General features: G+C 70.5%; 13 protein-coding genes. 7 read left to right on the forward strand and 6 right to left on the reverse strand.

The window, feature by feature from the left end; genetic code table 11:
- Positions 1 to 476 precede the first annotated feature (476 nt).
- The 4 genes from AC067N_RS29390 (at position 477) to AC067N_RS29405 (ending at position 4,759) form a co-directional block, all read left to right on the forward strand.
- A complete protein-coding gene (locus AC067N_RS29390; protein WP_478681971.1) occupies positions 477 to 1,685 on the forward strand; it encodes an ABC transporter substrate-binding protein in 1,209 nt (402 codons plus the stop codon).
- 70 nt (positions 1,686 to 1,755) lie between these two features.
- Positions 1,756 to 2,697 carry a carbohydrate ABC transporter permease gene (locus tag AC067N_RS29395; RefSeq protein WP_478681912.1) on the forward strand — a complete coding sequence of 314 codons (942 nt, stop codon included), beginning with the start codon at positions 1,756 to 1,758 and terminating at the stop codon, positions 2,695 to 2,697.
- Entirely contained in the window at positions 2,697 to 3,530 is an 834-nt protein-coding gene (locus AC067N_RS29400) for a carbohydrate ABC transporter permease (RefSeq protein ID WP_478681913.1), read from the forward strand. Before AC067N_RS29395 ends, AC067N_RS29400 begins: the two co-directional genes overlap by 1 nt.
- Positions 3,531 to 3,568: 38 nt before the next feature.
- Entirely contained in the window at positions 3,569 to 4,759 is a 1,191-nt protein-coding gene (locus AC067N_RS29405) for an ABC transporter ATP-binding protein (RefSeq protein WP_478681914.1), read from the forward strand.
- 209 nt (positions 4,760 to 4,968) lie between these two features.
- Here the strand turns inward: AC067N_RS29405 and AC067N_RS29410 are convergent, their stop codons facing one another.
- From AC067N_RS29410 to AC067N_RS29430, 5 genes are all read right to left on the reverse strand, one after another.
- Positions 4,969 to 6,282, reverse strand: coding sequence for a globin domain-containing protein (locus AC067N_RS29410; RefSeq protein ID WP_478681915.1), 1,314 nt, complete (start codon positions 6,280 to 6,282; stop codon positions 4,969 to 4,971).
- Complete coding sequence (locus tag AC067N_RS29415) at positions 6,279 to 6,524, reverse strand: hypothetical protein (RefSeq protein WP_478681916.1); 246 nt, start codon at positions 6,522 to 6,524, stop codon at positions 6,279 to 6,281. Before AC067N_RS29415 ends, AC067N_RS29410 begins: the two co-directional genes overlap by 4 nt.
- Before the next feature lie 519 nt (positions 6,525 to 7,043).
- The gene (locus AC067N_RS29420) at positions 7,044 to 8,198 is read right to left on the reverse strand and encodes an amidase domain-containing protein (protein WP_478681917.1); all 1,155 of its coding nucleotides are present in this window, start codon (positions 8,196 to 8,198) and stop codon (positions 7,044 to 7,046) included.
- Between the two features lie 324 nt (positions 8,199 to 8,522).
- Complete coding sequence (locus AC067N_RS29425) at positions 8,523 to 8,897, reverse strand: hypothetical protein (RefSeq protein ID WP_478681918.1); 375 nt, start codon at positions 8,895 to 8,897, stop codon at positions 8,523 to 8,525.
- A complete protein-coding gene (locus tag AC067N_RS29430) occupies positions 8,894 to 9,481 on the reverse strand; it encodes a TetR/AcrR family transcriptional regulator (RefSeq protein ID WP_478681919.1) in 588 nt (195 codons plus the stop codon). Before AC067N_RS29430 ends, AC067N_RS29425 begins: the two co-directional genes overlap by 4 nt.
- 236 nt (positions 9,482 to 9,717) lie before the next feature.
- Between AC067N_RS29430 and AC067N_RS29435 the strand changes: the two genes are divergently transcribed.
- Positions 9,718 to 10,707, forward strand: coding sequence for a phosphotransferase family protein (locus AC067N_RS29435; protein ID WP_478681920.1), 990 nt, complete (start codon positions 9,718 to 9,720; stop codon positions 10,705 to 10,707).
- 138 nt (positions 10,708 to 10,845) lie between these two features.
- Here AC067N_RS29435 and AC067N_RS29440 read toward each other — a convergent pair whose 3' ends face one another.
- Entirely contained in the window at positions 10,846 to 11,754 is a 909-nt protein-coding gene (locus AC067N_RS29440; RefSeq protein ID WP_478681921.1) for a LysR family transcriptional regulator, read from the reverse strand.
- 101 nt (positions 11,755 to 11,855) lie between these two features.
- Here AC067N_RS29440 and AC067N_RS29445 point away from each other — a divergent pair, with 101 nt between their 5' ends.
- Together AC067N_RS29445 and AC067N_RS29450 are read left to right on the forward strand one after the other, a co-directional pair.
- A complete protein-coding gene (locus AC067N_RS29445) occupies positions 11,856 to 12,560 on the forward strand; it encodes a type 1 glutamine amidotransferase domain-containing protein (RefSeq protein WP_478681922.1) in 705 nt (234 codons plus the stop codon).
- An 816-nt stretch (positions 12,561 to 13,376) separates the two neighbouring features.
- Positions 13,377 to 16,241, forward strand: a complete 2,865-nt coding sequence (locus AC067N_RS29450; protein WP_478681923.1) for an ATP-binding protein — start codon at positions 13,377 to 13,379, stop codon at positions 16,239 to 16,241.
- The last annotated feature ends 6 nt before the right edge of the window (positions 16,242 to 16,247 follow it).

Below are 16,247 nucleotides of genomic sequence, written 5' to 3' on the forward strand. Positions count from 1 at the left end.
CGGATGCGGCAGCTGGCCCGGTCGCGGAAAAGATCGTGCGGCCGCTCGGGCACTCCAGGCACGGGCTTCCCTCCGGCCTGCGGAGTGCCACACCGCCTCAGACGCGCCCGGCCAACGCCGGAATCAAGGAATCCTCCCCGCAGATCCCGATCAGTCGACCACCGAACACCAGGGGTACCTGACACCCGGCCGTCACCCACGCCGTCCCGCGACCGGTCCGCTTTCCACCGACTGGGGGTTTCTGAACAGCTGTGGGTGATTTGCGTGGATATGTACTCGATTTCGATTTCCTTGGTGCTTAGCGTCGCAGGCAATGGAACGGCTGCGGACTTCCAGCCCCGTGGTCACGGTCCGAGAGGCAGGTGTGGAGCGTGCACGCGAGGCAGCGCGGCTGCCGGCCGTATTCCGGACGGAAGGGCCGCCCGAACGGAACGCGACGGCTTCGCGCGTTCGTCGTACTGCCGCTGGTGGCGTCGATGCTCGCCGCCTGCGGTGGCGATGACGGCGCCGGGCGGCCCACCGTGAACTGGTACAACTTCCCCGACGACTCCGGCGCGCTCCAGAAGGCCGCCGACCGGTGCAGCCAGGCGTCGGACGGCCGCTACAGGATCGTTTACAACAAGCTTCCGCGGGCCGCCGACGGCCAGCGCCAGCAACTCGTCCGCAGGCTCGCCGCCGAGGACACGTCGCTCGACATCCTGGGCCTGGACGTCACGTGGGCGGCGGAGTTCGCCCAGGCCCGCTGGATCCGTGAGTGGACCGGGGAGGCGAAGCGGCAGGCCACCGAGGGCACCCTGCGCGTACCGCTGCAGACCTCCACCTGGAAGGGCAGGCTGTACGCCGTCCCGTACAACACCAACACCCAACTCCTCTGGTACCGCAAGGACCTGGTGCCGACCCCGCCCAGGACGTGGGGCGAGATGCTGGACACGGCCGCCGATCTCGCCCGGCAGGGCAAGCCGCACTTCGTGGAGATCCAGGGGGCGCAGTACGAGGGCCTGACCGTCTGGTTCAACTCGCTCATCAACAGTGCGGGCGGCACGATCCTCAACGCCGACGCGACCGGACCCTCCCTCGGGGCCCCCGCCGTGCGGGCCGCCGGGATCATGCGCGACCTGGCCAGGTCCCCGGCCGCGGACCCTTCACTGTCCAACCAGATGGAGGACCAGAACCGCCTCGCCATGGAGTCGGGAGTGGCGGCGTTCGAACTCAACTACCCCTTCGTGTATCCGTCGATGAAGTCCAACAACCCGGACCTGTTCAAGGACTTCCGCTGGGCGCCGTATCCGCGTGTTGACGCGAACCGCCCGGCACGGCCCACCATCGGCGGTATCGACCTGGCCGTGAGCGCCTACTCGCGCCACCCGGACCTGGCCTTCGAGGCTGCTCTGTGCCTGCGCAACCGCGAGAACCAACTCACCGCCGCGCTGGAAGGAGGCCTGCCGCCCACCTTGCGCGCCCTGTACGACGAACCGGCGTTCATGAAGGAGTACCCCTTCTCCAGGGAGGTGCTGGCCGGCCTGGAGTCGGCGAGCGTGCGCCCGCTCACCCCGGCCTACCAGAACGTGTCGATCGCGGTCTCCCACACGCTGTCCCCGCCCTCCGGGATCAAACCGGAGAGCTCGGTGGAGACCATCGGGGACCAGATCGACGATGCACTGCGATCCGAGGGTGTGATCCCGTGAACGACCATGTCCCGCTCCACCCCGCCGACCGGCGCCGCCACGCACGGTTCCCGTCCCCGGGTGGTCCGAGATGAGCATGCAGGCGGAACCGGCCGGAGCCCCGCCCCAGCCGACACCACGGGGCGGGGCGGCGCTCTCGGCGGGAGCCCGGCAGGAGCGACGACTGGGTTGGCTCCTGTGCGCACCGGCCACCGTCGTCATGCTCGCCGTCACCGCGTACCCCATCGGGTACGCCGTCTACCTGTCCCTCCAGCGGTATGACCTGCGCTTTCCGGGGCAGGCGAAATTCGTGGGACTCGGCAACTACGGGGCCGTGCTGTCCTCGCCGTTCTGGTGGGACGCGTTCTGGGTGACGCTGTTCGTGACCGTCGTGTCGGTCGCCATCGAACTGGTCCTCGGCATGGCGATCGCCACGGTGATGCACCGCACGATCTTCGGCCGCGGCACCGTACGCACCTCGGTCCTCGTGCCCTACGGCATCGTCACCGTCGTCGCCGCCTTCTCCTGGCAGTACGCCTGGACGCCGGAACTCGGCTACCTCGCCGAACTGCTGCCCAGCGGAGAGGCCCCGCTGACCGAACAGTGGCCCGCACTGTGGCTGATCATCCTCGCCGAGGTGTGGAAGACGACCCCGTTCATGGCGCTGCTGCTGCTGGCCGGCCTCGCCCTGGTCCCAGGCGAGACCCTCAAGGCAGCCATGGTGGACGGCGCCAGCCCCTGGCAACGCTTCATCAGGGTCACGCTGCCGCTGATGAAGCCCGCCATCCTCGTGGCACTGCTCTTCCGCACACTGGACGCGTTCCGCATCTTCGACAACATCTACATCCTGACCGCGGGCGCCCATGGCACCGGCTCCCTGTCGATCCTCGGTTACGACAACCTGTTCACCGCGCTGAACCTCGGCATCGGCTCGGCGATCTCGGTCCTGATCTTCATCTGCGTCGGGATCATCGCCTTCACCTTCGTCAAGCTGTTCGGCGCGGCCGCACCCGGCGCGGAGGTGAAGCGCTGATGGCCGCCGCAGGCAAGACGCACGCCGCCCGATGGGCCGTCGTGAACGTGCTGGTGGTGCTGTATGCCCTGTTTCCGGTGTGGTGGATCGCCGCGCTGTCGTTCAAGGACCCGAGCACGCTCACGGACGGCAACTACATCCCCACGAAGTGGACCTGGGAGAACTACCGGGGCATCTTCGAGACCTCGGAGTTCACCCGAGCACTGATCAACTCCATCGGCATCGCGCTGATCTCCACCGCCATCGCCGTGGTGCTGGGGACAATGGCGGCCTACGCCGTGGCCAGGCTGCGGTTCCCCGGGAAACGCGTCCTCATCGGCATGTCGCTGCTGATCGCGATGTTCCCCCCGATCTCCCTGGTGTCACCGTTGTTCAACATCGAGCGGATCATCGGGGTCTTCGACACCTGGCCGGGGCTGATCATCCCGTACATGACGTTCTCGCTGCCGCTCGCGATCTACACCCTGTCGGCGTTCTTCCGGGAGATCCCCTGGGACCTGGAGAAGGCCGCCAAGGTGGACGGGGCCACGCCGGCACAGGCCTTCCGGCTGGTCATCGCGCCGCTGGCCGCGCCGGGTGTGTTCACCACGGCCATTCTCGTCTTCATCTTCTGCTGGAACGACTTCCTCTTCGCGATCTCGCTGACCTCCACGGAGTCCGCGCGCACCGTGCCCGCGGCGATCGCGTTCTTCACGGGGAGCTCGCAGTTCCAGCAACCCACCGGGTCGATCGCCGCCGCCGCTGTGGTCATCACCGTCCCGATCATCGTTTTCGTTCTGTTCTTCCAGCGACGGATCGTCGCCGGACTGACCTCCGGGGCGGTCAAGGGATGACTGCCCCGGAAGGCACGTAAGGCAAGGAGGCACCACCCATGGCCGAGATCATCCTTGAGGGAGTCACCAAGCGGTTTCCCGACGGGTCCCTCGCCGTGAAGGATGTGGACCTCGACATCGCCGACGGCGAGTTCGTGATCCTGGTCGGTCCGTCCGGATGCGGCAAGTCCACCACCCTGAACATGATCGCCGGACTCGAGGACATCACAGAGGGCACTCTGCGCATCGGTGACCGGGTCGTCAACGACCTCGCACCCAAGGAACGCGACGTCGCCATGGTCTTCCAGAGCTACGCCCTGTACCCGCATCTGACCGTTCGCGAGAACATGGCGTTTCCCCTGCGTCTGGCCAAGGTCGACAAAGCCACCACCAACGCCAAGGTCGAGGAGGCCGCCAGGGTCCTCGACCTGACCGAGCACCTCGACCGCAAGCCCGCCAACCTCTCCGGCGGTCAGCGTCAGCGCGTGGCCATGGGGCGGGCGATCGTCCGTGCCCCCAAGGCGTTCCTGATGGACGAACCACTGTCCAACCTGGACGCCAAGCTCCGGGTCCAGATGCGCACCCAGATCTCCCGGCTGCAACGGCGCCTCGGCACCACCACCGTGTACGTCACCCACGACCAGACCGAGGCAATGACCCTCGGCGACCGCGTCGTGGTCATGCGACAGGGCCTGGTACAGCAGATCGGCACGCCCGCCCAGCTCTACGACCTGCCCCGCAACCTCTTCGTCGCCGGCTTCATCGGCTCCCCGGCCATGAACTTCCTCAACGCCACGCTGGAGAACGGCGTCCTGCGCTCGCCGCTCGGCGACCTGCCCCTCGACGACCGCACGCGGCAGGCCCTGGAACGGCGAAACGCACCCCGTGAGGTCATCATCGGACTGCGCCCCGAGGCGTTCGAGGACGCGGCTCTGGCGCACGACCGGGGCGCCCGACGCCGCCCGCGCTACACCGCCGACGTGGAGGTGCTGGAGTCACTGGGCTCCGATGTGTACGTCTACTTCACCGCGGAAGGCGGCCCGGCGACCACCGCAGAACTGGAGGAACTTGCCCAGGATTCCGGCCTGCGGGACACCGGCGCCGAGGTCCGGCAGATCGTGGCCCGTCTGGACGCCGCCACGCGGGCCCGCGAGGGCGAGCCCCTGGAACTGGGGGTCGACATGGCCAAGGCCCATGTGTTCGACCCGGCCACCGGAGCGAATCTCTCGCATCCGGAGGTCGTCGGCTGACCATTCGTCCAGGCGCGGTGCTCAAACCGCCGCCGCGCACCCCTGTCGTTGACGGCGCTGTGGACAGCCTCCAGGGAGTCAACCCGGAGCCTTCGCCGGCGAAGCCGGGCGGCACTGCTGCCTCCTGGAGCGCGGCACCCGCACGACCGTCCTCCCGCGGCCGGCTCCACCGTCGTCCTGTTCGGCGGAGCCCGCTGCGGCCGGACCGCTCAGGCCTGGAAGCCTTCGGGGGTGTGCCACCCCAGCTGCGGAGGGGCGGGCGCGACCGCGCCGACGACCGGGTCGTGGTGGATTCGGTCGCCGGGAACCCCCGCCCTGGCCAGCCGGTGCACGGCTGCGGTGACCATGGCGGGCGGACCACTGACATAGGCGGTGCAGCCGGTCCAGTCCCTGTACCGGGCGACCGCCTCCACCACCGAGCCGGCCTCGGATCGTCCCGGGCCCTCGTCGGTCACCGGGACCACCCGCAGCCACGGGCAGCGGCTCTCCAGGCGGGCCAGGGCCGGCGCGTCGTACAGGTCCTCGGCGGTCCGGGTCCCTACGAAGACGAACGCGCCGGTCCCCGGCCCACGCCGGACGGCCAGCTCTTCCAACAGGGCCCTGGCGGGCGCCCATCCGGTGCCGCCGGCCACGATCAGCACCTCCCGCGTGGAGTTCTCGTCCAGGGTCATCGTCCCCTTGGCGGGACCCAGGCGCAGCGGGTCGCCGACACCGGTCCGCGTCACCAGGGCGTCGCTCAGCCCACCGGGTCCCGTACGCCGGACGTGGAACTCCAGTTCGCCGTCGGGCGCGGAGGCGCGGGCGGGTGAGTACGGCCGCCAGGCGTGGGGCAGCAGCGGGGACTGGAGGGTCGCGTACTGGCCGGGCCGGTACGGGTACGGTTCGAAGGTGCGGACCCGCAGCACGGCCAGATCGGGACGCCGTCGCTCATGGTGGGTCACCGTGCCGCCCCAGGAGGCGGGTTCCCCGAGTGCGCTGTCCGCGCCGTCCACCATGGCCGCGACGACGAACCGCAGCATGCGCAGCCAGGCCTGTTCCACGTCCTCGCGCCACCGCTCGCCGGCATGGCGGCGCAGCGCTTCGGTGAGCGCGTCCTCGAACACCTGGTAGTGGACCGGCCGCACGCCCAGCTTGCGGTGGTCGCGTCCCAGCCTGGTGCAGAAGGCGACCAGCTGCTCCGGCCGGTGCAGGTTCCCGATCGTGTACCGGAACGCGTGCTCCAGATGGGTCCGCTGGAAATCCATCGAGTCGGGGAACAGCTTCCGCAGGTAGGGGTGCCGCTCGAACATCGCCTCGTAGAGCAGCGTGATGACCTCGTCGAAGGGAGTGACGAGATCCAGGTCACGGACGATGAGTTCCTGGTCGGCGGCCCCGTCGTAGGCGTACACCCGTCCGGCCCTCGACCCCGTGGCCGGGCGGGACGATGAGGGCGTCGCTCCCGCGCGCGGGGCGGGGGCGAGCAGCCGGTCGCGCAGGCGCATGGCCTCCCGGCGGGCGAGCAGGGCGTGGTAGTCCTCGGTCATCGGCAGGCCTGCCTCACACACTCGCCGCACGCCCGGCCGGTCGCGCAGGCGCCGGTCACGGTCGCCGTCGTGGCCACGGTCCGGGCCCTCGGCCTGCGGACGTAGAACCAGGCCATGTTGGAGCTGAGCCCGGCCAGGAGGATCCACACGACCCCCACCCAGGCACCCCTGGCGAAGGACACCACGGCGGCGGCCGTGGCCAGGACACAGACGGCTGGGGCGAGGACGGCTGGGCGGTACATCGGCACTGCTCCTGTCGGGCTCTGTCGTGGCAGGTGCGCCGACACCGGTGCGCATGCCGAACGGCCGCTCGGACCGACACGGCCGGAGCGGGCCTTCGGCCTTGCGGGTGGCCGCTGGGAACGTGACCGGACGACGCGTCCGCATGACATCACCGGGGGCAGCCCGCGGAACAGGGCCGACCGGCCCTGCCGCAGGTCCGGAAGGGCCGTTGCGGCAGGGGCCGACGTGGCAGCCGGGCGCAGGGGCGGGGGCCGGACCGGCCGGTCGGGCTCCCGCCTCCCGGCCATTGGCCGGGCGCCCGGGACTCCGGCCCCGCTTGAGGAACCGCGCGTGGCTCTCCCGCGAACCCGGCGCGGGCGCGCGTCGGCAGGTAGCTCACTCTGCCGGCGGTTCACCGCAGCCGGGCGCGGGGCACGGCGCAGCCGGTCCCGGCCGTCCGGCTCAAGAGGGCAGGCGGCCAACACCATTTACATGGAGCAGCGGTGAACCGACTGCGCCCGGACGCCTTCGCGGTCCGGTCAGGTGCGGTAGGCGTAGTAGTACGCGTTCGGGTACAGGGCCACGAGGCTCGCCACCGACCTGCGGAGGGTGTTGTTGGAGTGATACGTCACGTAGGGCACTCCGGCCCTCTTGTAGGTGACGATCATCGTGTGGTCCTTGGACCCGTCCCGGTCGAAGTCCATCTGGAGGACGTCGCCGACCTCGAGTTGGAACACGTTGGCGAGCGGGGTGGTCCGCTTGGAGTTCTGGGCGAACCAGGACCATTCGTTGACACCGACGAACGAGTCCGACTGGATGTCGGCGTTGCCGAACCACCGGGTGTAGTCGTACACGTAACCGGGCACGTGCTTCCAGCCGCCCGCCTTCAGGGACTGGCTGACGAAGTTGGTGCAGTCGCCGCCGGCACCGTGGCCGTTGAAGTCCGGGTAGTCCTTGTTGTAGACGTTCCAGTACTTCTCCGCGTAGGCCGCCATCGCCTTGTAGTCGTACGTGGTGCCGGTCTTCGGGACCGCGGTCGCCCAACGGGTGGTCGCCGCGCGGGGGGCGTTCGGCATGGTGTTGCTCGCCGTCGTCCCTCTGACGAGGGTCGGTTTGGAGAGCGTGTTCACCGCGAGGCCGCCCTGGTCGGCGTCCCTGATGTCGGTGAGCTGCCAGTCGCCCTGCCGGTCGGCCTTGAAGGTCAACTCGTGCCGGGCCTGGAAGCCGGTGGTCTTCGGCGCGCCGCCGGACGCGCCCGCGTAGGTCAGCGTCGTGGTCTCGGTCACCGCGGCCTTGGCCGTGCGTCCCGTCACACGCGTCGCGTCGAGGGTGACGGTGGTGGTGGCGTTGCTGTACTTCTCGCCGACCTTGGCCAGCTTGTCCTTGCGCTCCTCCAGCGACGTCAGGGCGGTGCCCTCGCTACGGGCCGTGCCGGAGGACAGCTTGACGTCGCCGGAGAACCTGTTGGCCAGCGGCTTCGTGCGATTGCCCTGCTCACCGCTGACCAGGGCGTCGGTGCGGTCGGTGAAGACCGCCTCCGCCAGCCGCCGGAAGGTGGCCTTGGTCTGCGCGTCGACCGTCGGGTCGTCGACGACGGCGGCGCCGGCGCTCCAGTTGGGCAGCAGCGCCGCCCCGGCGACGACCGAAGCCGCAGCCGCCCCGAATATGGTGACGCGGCGCCGCGTACGGTTCAATTTCCTTGACTTCACCGATGTTTCCCCTCGTGCCCGGCGGCGAGATGCCGGAGAGGGCAACTCTGCATCGCATGCGTGGCTCTTGTGAAGAGAGTTGTGATTGAGGTTTGGTTACTTCGCAGTCACTCCACGCGGGGCGCCGGGACATCCCCATGGTTCGTGTCGGACGACCTGGGGTGGGGCGCAGCTTCCGGAGCGTCAGATGCCGCGCCTCGGTGACGGCCCTGCTCATACGCGACGGCGACACCGTCACCACGGAAGCCCGTCATGATCGACCGCGGCGGCATTCTGGCGGGCCCCGGAGACAACCGACGCGGCTCGGGTTCAGGCGGTTCCGATGAACGCCAGAACGCCGACGGGCAGCAACAGCATCCACTGGGGGAGCTGAAGAAGCGGCCGTGGCCAGTCGGCGGCCAGGGTGACCAGGAGGAAGACCACCGCGTACGCGACGTACTGCGCGGCGATGAACAGCACGAGCGGTGTACTGGGCGCGGCCGTCCAGGCGAGGGCCAGCAGCACCACGGAGCTGAGCAGCAGGTCCGCGGTGACCAGGTGCCAGACCACGTGCAGAGTGCGTTTGGGTTCGGCCGGCAGAGGGCCGGTGAGCAGTGGACGGACGACGGAACGCCCACCGGCGACGACGTGTATGCCCGTGGTCGCGGCTGCGATGCCTCCCGCGGCGAGGAGCCAGCCGTTCACCGGACCTCGATTCCCTTGGCGATCATCGCCGCGATACGCGTGGCCAGCGCCGGGTCCGGGTGTTCACCGATGACGCCAAGGTGGAAGAAGACGGCCCCGGCCAGAGTGTCCAGCACCAGGTCCGCCGGGACGTCGGTACGCACCTCGCCGCGCTGCGCGGCCCGGTCGAACACCACGGCGAGCCGCTGCTTGGCCGGCTGGAGGAACCTCGTACGGATAGTTGCGCGCAGCTGCGGAACGGCGGCGAAGTCGGCGAGCAGGCCCGGCAGGGCCGCCGCGGCAGCGGGGGCGGAGAACTCCTCGACCAGCGACTGGACCACGGCGGTCAGGTCGCCTTCCAGCGTTCCGGTGTCCGGCAGCTCCGCGGCGTCGGCGACGGTGAACACCGCTTCGTACACCAGTTCGGGCTTGCCGGACCACCGGCGGTAGACGGTGTCCTTGCCGACACCCGCTCGTGCGGCGACGGCGCCGATGGACATCGCCGAATAGCCGTTCTCGACAACCAGGTCCGCAGCAGCCTGAATGATCGCGGCGCCGGACCGCTCGTCTCTGGGGCGCCCTCGTCCAGCGGTAGGAGAAGTCATGCCCCAACAATTACCATACGGGGCGTCCCGTTTGGAATGTGGGTGTCGGTGAGCCACTCCGGTCCTGCGCGGTGGTCACCCGGGCGGCCCGGCTCACGCAGCCGCTGGTCGTCGACGCATCTTCCATGAGCGGGAGTTGCACCGAACGATCTACGGTCGGGGAGAACCGGCAAGGCCGGCTGATTCCCGGGAAGGCGACTCAGGCCAACGCCCCGGGCCGGGGATAGGGTCGGCGGATGCGCCCACTCACGGACACTGAAGCCTTGTCAGGGATCGTGCATGAGGCACTGGGGGCGGGAGTCCACGTCGTCGGCGCAAACCGGTTGCCCGGAGGGAGCAAGAAGGGGGTCTACCGGGTTCACACGAGCGGGGCATGTGCAGCGAGTGTGATCGTCTACAGCTGGGCCGAGACCGAGAACTTCTGGCCGGCTGCCGAAGCCGCCGACCCGGCCCACCCGTTCGCCCCTGCCTCCGGGCTGGTCCCCTTCCTGGCCGCTCAGCGGAGGCTGGACGGCCTCGGAGTCCGGGTTCCAGGCGTGCTACTGGCTGACGACAGTCGACGCCGCCACCCGGCGGATGTGGCAGTGGTCGAGGACGTCGCCGGCGGCACTCTGGAAGCGCTTCTGCGGACGGATCCCGCACGCGCGTCAAGTGCCTTGCGTGAACTGGCCGCGATGCTCGACGTGATGCACCGGCAGCACAGTCAGCACTACGGCAGGGTGGATGTGCTCGAACGAGGCGACAGAGCGAGTGGCCATTCCTGCGAGGGACTGGTACTCGAACGTGCCATCGAGGATCTCGCTGAGGCGTCCGAACGTCACCCCAGGATCGGATCAGCCGCGGCTTCATTGCACGATCGCTTGCGGGAGCTGGCCACACGAGTGGCTCCGCGCACGCAGCACGGACTGATCCACGGCGAACTCGGGCCCGACCACATCCTGGTCGATGCCTCCGGGTACCCCGTCCTCATCGACATCGAGGGCTTGATGTTCTTCGACATCGAGTGGGAGCACGTGTTCCTGCAGCTTCGTTTCGGCGACCAGTACCCGGCTTTGTCCCGCCCCGGACTCGATCCGGCACGGCTCGACCTCTATATGCTCGCGATGCGCCTTTCACTGGTCGCCGGCCCCCTTCGCCTGCTCGACGGCGACTTCCCGCACCGTACGGTGATGCAGGAAATCGCCCAGCACAACGCGGAGGAAGCGCTGGCTCTGCTGGCCCGTTAGCACCACGTCCGCCACCTGCTATCGCTCCTACGCCACCTGCCTCGACGGTCAGCCGGTCGCGCCTGCATCGACGGCCGGTCGCCCTGACGGGCGGCCGGCCGTCCCGCGTCTCCCCCGGTGAGGGATCCGGTCGCAGGGTCAGAGCGATCCCCAGGTGGCGGCGTGCTCCAGCAGGTGGCGCTGTACCAGGGCTGTCGAGGGCTTGGGGGGCCCGGACGGAGTGACCAGGTACAGGGTGTTGAGCGGCGGGACCTGGGTGTGGTGCAGCAGTTCCAGGCTGCCGGCTCCCAACGCGGGGTCGGCCAGGTAGCGGGGGAGCACCGAGATCCCCGCGTCGGCCACCACGGCGGCCAGTACCGCCCGCAGGTCGGGCACGACCACCGACACCGGATTGGGCGGCCTGCGGCCGAACTCGCTGCGCCAGTACCGGCGGATGATGGGCAGCTCTTCGCCGTAGGCCACCAGCGGCAGGTGGGCAAGGGCTGCCACCGGGTTCTCGGTCAGCCACTCGTGATCGACCGAGCGGGCCGCGGCCGGTGTCCCTACGAGGACGAACTCCTCATCCACGAACGGCATGGCCGCGAGCCCGCGAAGTCTGGCCGACGGGCGCACCGAGGACACGACCAGGTCCAGATCCCCCTTGGCGAGCGCGGCGAGCAATGGCTCCGCGAAGCCGAGCACGATCCGCAGCTGCAGGCCGCCGTGGGTCAGTGGGGCCAGCGCCGGGATCAGCCGGGCCGCGGTGAACTCGCCCGCCGCAGCCAGCCGGACAGTGCCCTGGCCGGCCTGGTCGTCGGCGTCCTCGGCCAGGACGCCTCGCAGCTGGTCCAGGGGTGAGGCGATCCGGCGGGCCAGTTCGTGCGCACGGGCCGTCGGCACCGCCCCGCGCCGGGAACGCTCGAACAGTACGTCCCCCAACTGCTTCTCGAGCCGGGCAAGCTGTCCGCTGACCGCGGGCTGGGAGACGCCCAGAGCAGTGGCGGCGGCGGTGAGCGAACCCCGGCGGTAGATCTCCAGGAAGCTCGCCAGCAGATCGAGGTCTGTCACGCAAACCACATTACATAAATTCCCTTATGGATGGCTGATGACAGCAAACAGATTTCTGTGGAGAGTGGGTGGCGTCCCAGAAAGAAAGAGAGAACCTCGCCATGGCGAAAATCCTGATGATCATCTCGGCCGCGGACGCCCTCCCTCTGGCCGACGGCACGCTCCACCCCACCGGCTTCTGGGCCGAGGAGGTCGCCGCCTCCCACAAGGTCCTCGTGGACGCCGGGCACCAGGTGGACATCGCCACCCCCGGCGGCGTCCGCCCGACCGTCGATGCGATCTCGCTGGATGAGCGCGGCGGCGTGCAGCCGGCCGACGGAGCCGAGTTCCGCGCCTACCTGGAATCCATCGCCGCCGACCTCGACGCACCGCTCGACCTGGGCACGGTCCAGGCTGCCGACTACGACGCGATCTACCTGCCCGGTGGCCATGCCCCCATGGTCGACCTGGCTGACAACCCGGCTCTCGGCCGGCTGCTCGCGGACGCCGACGGCCGGGGGCAGACGATTGCCGCACTCTGCCACGGGGTGGCCGGACTGCTGAGCGCCGGCAGGGCCGACGGCACGTTCCTGTTCGAGGGCCGCCGTCTCACCGGCTTCACCAACGACGAAGAACAGCAGGGCGGGCTCGGCGACGCCGCCCCCTGGCTGGTCGAAAGCCGCCTCGCGGAGCGCGGTGCGGACTTCAGGACCGGCGCGCCGTGGTCCGACACCGTCGTCACGGACGGCAACCTGATCACCGGCCAGAACCCGCAGTCCAGCGTCACCACCGCCAAGGAGGTCCTCGCCGCTCTGCAGAACGCCTGACCACCCGGCCGCCAGACCCCCTCGTCACCAGAGGTCTCCGGATAGAGGTCGATTGCTCGGTCCGGGCGCGCGCCCGGGGCCTGCACACCCGGTCCGCTCGGAAATCGCCACCAGACAGCGGTCGAAAACTGAGGTGACGGTCACGGTCCCTGGCCGTGGCCCACGGCGTGGTGCTGCGCGGGGCGAACGGCGTGGCGGACGAGGCCGCCCTACAGCCTTTCGGTGCCCGCTCGCGGTTGCACGGGGCGCGGGGCACCGGGCCGCGGAGACCTGGGCAGCACCGGGATGAGGTCCGCGTACCGGCAGGGCGTGACCGAGCCGTGCCGTGTGCTCCGGAGCGTCTCTTCGCCCTTGAACGCCGGGGCAATGCCTCGCCAGGGCTCTGGTCGACGGCCAGGCCGTCTGTGTCGGCCGGGCCGCGGTCGGCGTGGCGGCCCACATCGGTCCGGGGTTGGACGGGCTCGGCGGCGCCATCGGCAGCACCCGAAACCGCGGGTTCCTGTACCGGGTGCGAGCCGAGTCGGAGCGGCCGAGCCTGCCCACACAGGCGGCGGCACCCTGCTCCGCACCACGGGCACCCTCCCCGGTGCCGCTCGCCTCGCCGTGGCCTGCGGGATCCAGACCTCCCGTCCACGGCCCCGCCGTTCCCGCTGCCGCCGGAACCCTGGCCGCTTTCGCAGGACTCGGCAGGGAGGTTCGGTGGCCCGCACCGCCCACGGATCGAGCACCCCGGGCCCCGGGCCGAGTAGCGGTGACCCGCCGCTCCATGGAAGTCTTTCGGCGGTCCCCGGACAAGGCAGAAAGGGAGACGCGCTGGTGCCAGCGTTGGACGAGACGGCGACGACGCTGGTCGGCAGAGCCGAGGAACTCGCGCGCCTCGACTCGGTGATGGGCCGCCTGGGCCGCGCCGATGTGCCCGCTGTCGTCGACATCGCCGGCGACGCCGGCATGGGCAAGAGCCGACTGCTGAGCGAGGCCTGCGCACGGGCACGCAGGGCGGGGCTGACCGTGCTGCGCGGCCGGGCCACGGAGTACGAGCGACACACCCCCTTCCAGGTCTTCACGGACGCCTTCGCCGACGCCGATCCCGCCCTCCTCACCACGAACGCCGTGCCGGAGGCGGCGGCACCGGTACTCACCGGCACCGGCAGCGTGCCGGGCAGGAGCAGCCGGGATCGCTTCGGCTTGTACAGGGCGGTCGCCGACACGCTGGCCGGCCTGGCGGAACGAAACGGTCTGGTGATGGCCCTGGACGACCTCCACTGGGCGGACCCCGCCTCCCTGGAGCTGGTGGACCATCTCGTCCGGCACCCGGTGCGAGGCCGGGGGCTGCTCCTCACGGCACGCCGAGAACACCAGACCCCGCACTCACTTGCCGCCGCCCTCACCCGAGGCGCCGACAGCGGGGCCGTACTACCGATACGACTGCGGCCGTTGCCGGAGCGGGAGTCGATTCAAGCCCTGGCCCCCGACCTGCCACCCGCCACCGCGCGGGAGATATACACGGCCAGCGAGGGCAACCCCCTCTACCTCCTCTCCCTCCTGCACGCCCACCGCCGGCGCACGGCGCTCGGGACCCACGACACCGCCGCGGCCGGGGTACCGAGCGGCCTGAGATCCCTGCTCCTGGACGAACTGACCACACTGACCACGGCACAACGCCGCACCGTGGAAGCGGCCGCCGTCCTCGGCGATCACGCCACGCCCACCCTGCTGCACCTGACGGCCGGACACGACACGCCCCGTGAACTGGACGACTGCATCGACGAGTTGACCCGGCGCGATCTGCTGCGGCCACGCACCGACGGCCGCTGGACCCTCCGCCACCCGCTGCTGAGGGCACTGGTCTACGAGAACACCCCCGCACCCCGCCGTACCCAGATCCACCGCCGCGCGGCGGACGAACTGACCGCGGCAGGAGCCTCCGCGGCCGAGCGCGCCCAGCACACGGAACGATCGCTCGTCGCCTGGGATCCCGCGTCCGCGGCCGTACTGACAGAGGCGGCCGCCCAGTTCACGCACACCGCCCCCGCGACGGCCGCCGGCCTCCTCGCGACCGTTCTCCGGCTCATGCCCCACACACCCGACCACGCCCGGCAGCGCGCCGAGTTGACGCTCGCGCGCGCCAGAGCACTCGCCGCGGGCGGCAGTCTCCGCGAGAGCCGAGACCTGCTCCACACCCTGATCGACAGCACCGGACCGCACGGCACGGCACTGCGCGGCGACGCGATAGCGCTGTGCGCCATGATGGAACGGTATCTCGGCCACTCCCCGGAAGCCCTCGCCCTGCTCCAGCGGGAACTGCTCCGCGGCCCCGACCACCGCCAGGCCGTCTCCCTGGGACTCGCGCTGGGCGCCGCCGCCCTCAACACCGTCTCCTACCCCGACGTACGGGACGACATCGAACGGACACTCGCGCTGGCCCGCGCCCACGGCGACCTCACAGGAGAGCTGGGCACCCTGGCACTGGGAGCGCTGGGCGAGGCCTACGAGGGGGAGACGGCGACGGCGCACCGGCTCGCCGACGCCGCCGCCGGACTCGCGGACTCTCTGACCGACCCCGACCTCACGGAACTGTGCGGGGCACTGGTGTGGCTGGCCTGGGCCGAAGCCGTCCTGGAACGCTACGCCGACGCGGAACGCCACGCCGACCGAGGCCTGGACATCGCCCGCCGCGGCGGTCAACTCCCCGTTCTGCCCCACCTGCTGGCCGGCAAGGCCTTCGTCCACCTCAACACCTGCCGACTGCCCTCCGCCCTGGAGTCGGCCGAGGAAGCGGAGTCCGTCGCACGGGCCATCGGCAGCACCGACCTGCTGGCCTTCACCCTGTGCTTCAAGTCGCTGATCCTCCTCCTGCACCGCCCCCTGGGCGACGACACAGCCCTGAGGACGGCCGAAGAGGCCGTGTCGACCGCCGGCCCGAGCCGCCACTGGTGGGCCTCGCTGGCCAAGTGCGTACTCGGACACACCGCCCTCGTGAACGGCGACCCGCACCGAGCCCAGGCCTCCATCCTGGGGGCGGGCGGCCCCGACCTGCTCGGACTGCAGCCCTCCATCCGCCCGGGCCAGTTGGACACCCTCGTCGCCACCGCCCTCGCCGTCGGCGACCTTGAGCAGGCCGCCCGCTGGGCGGACCGGGCCGCGACGGAAGCCGACCGGATCGGGCTGCCCGGCCAGCACGGCGCGGCGCTGCGCGCCGAGGCGGCACTGGCCCAGCACCGCGGCGACCCCCGCGCGGCCGCGGACCTCTTCGAGCAGGCCGCGAAGGCGTACGCCCCCTCCGGCGCGACACTCTGGGAGGCGTACTCCCTCCTGCTGGCATCGGCTCAGGCCACGGTCGCAGGCGACGTCCCACGAGCAGTCACCCTCTGGGAGCGGGGCCACCGCATCGCCGCCGCCGGCGGCGCGCGGCTCCTGACCGACCTCGCCGAACTCGTGCGCCCGCAGACCGAGGAAAGCCCCCGCACGCCCACGGAACTCGACGCACTGACCGCACGCGAGAGGGAGATCGCCGAACTCGTCGCCGAAGGACTGAGCAACCAGGCCATCGCGACGAAGCTGTTCCTCAGCCGCCGCACCGTCGAGACCCACCTGTCCGCCGTCTACCGCAAGACCGCCGTCACTTCCCGCTCGGCGCTGTCCGGCCTCGTGACCCGCGCGGCCCTCGACGGGGGTACGTGACCGGGG

This window comes from Streptomyces sp. NPDC042364, assembly GCF_056437585.1.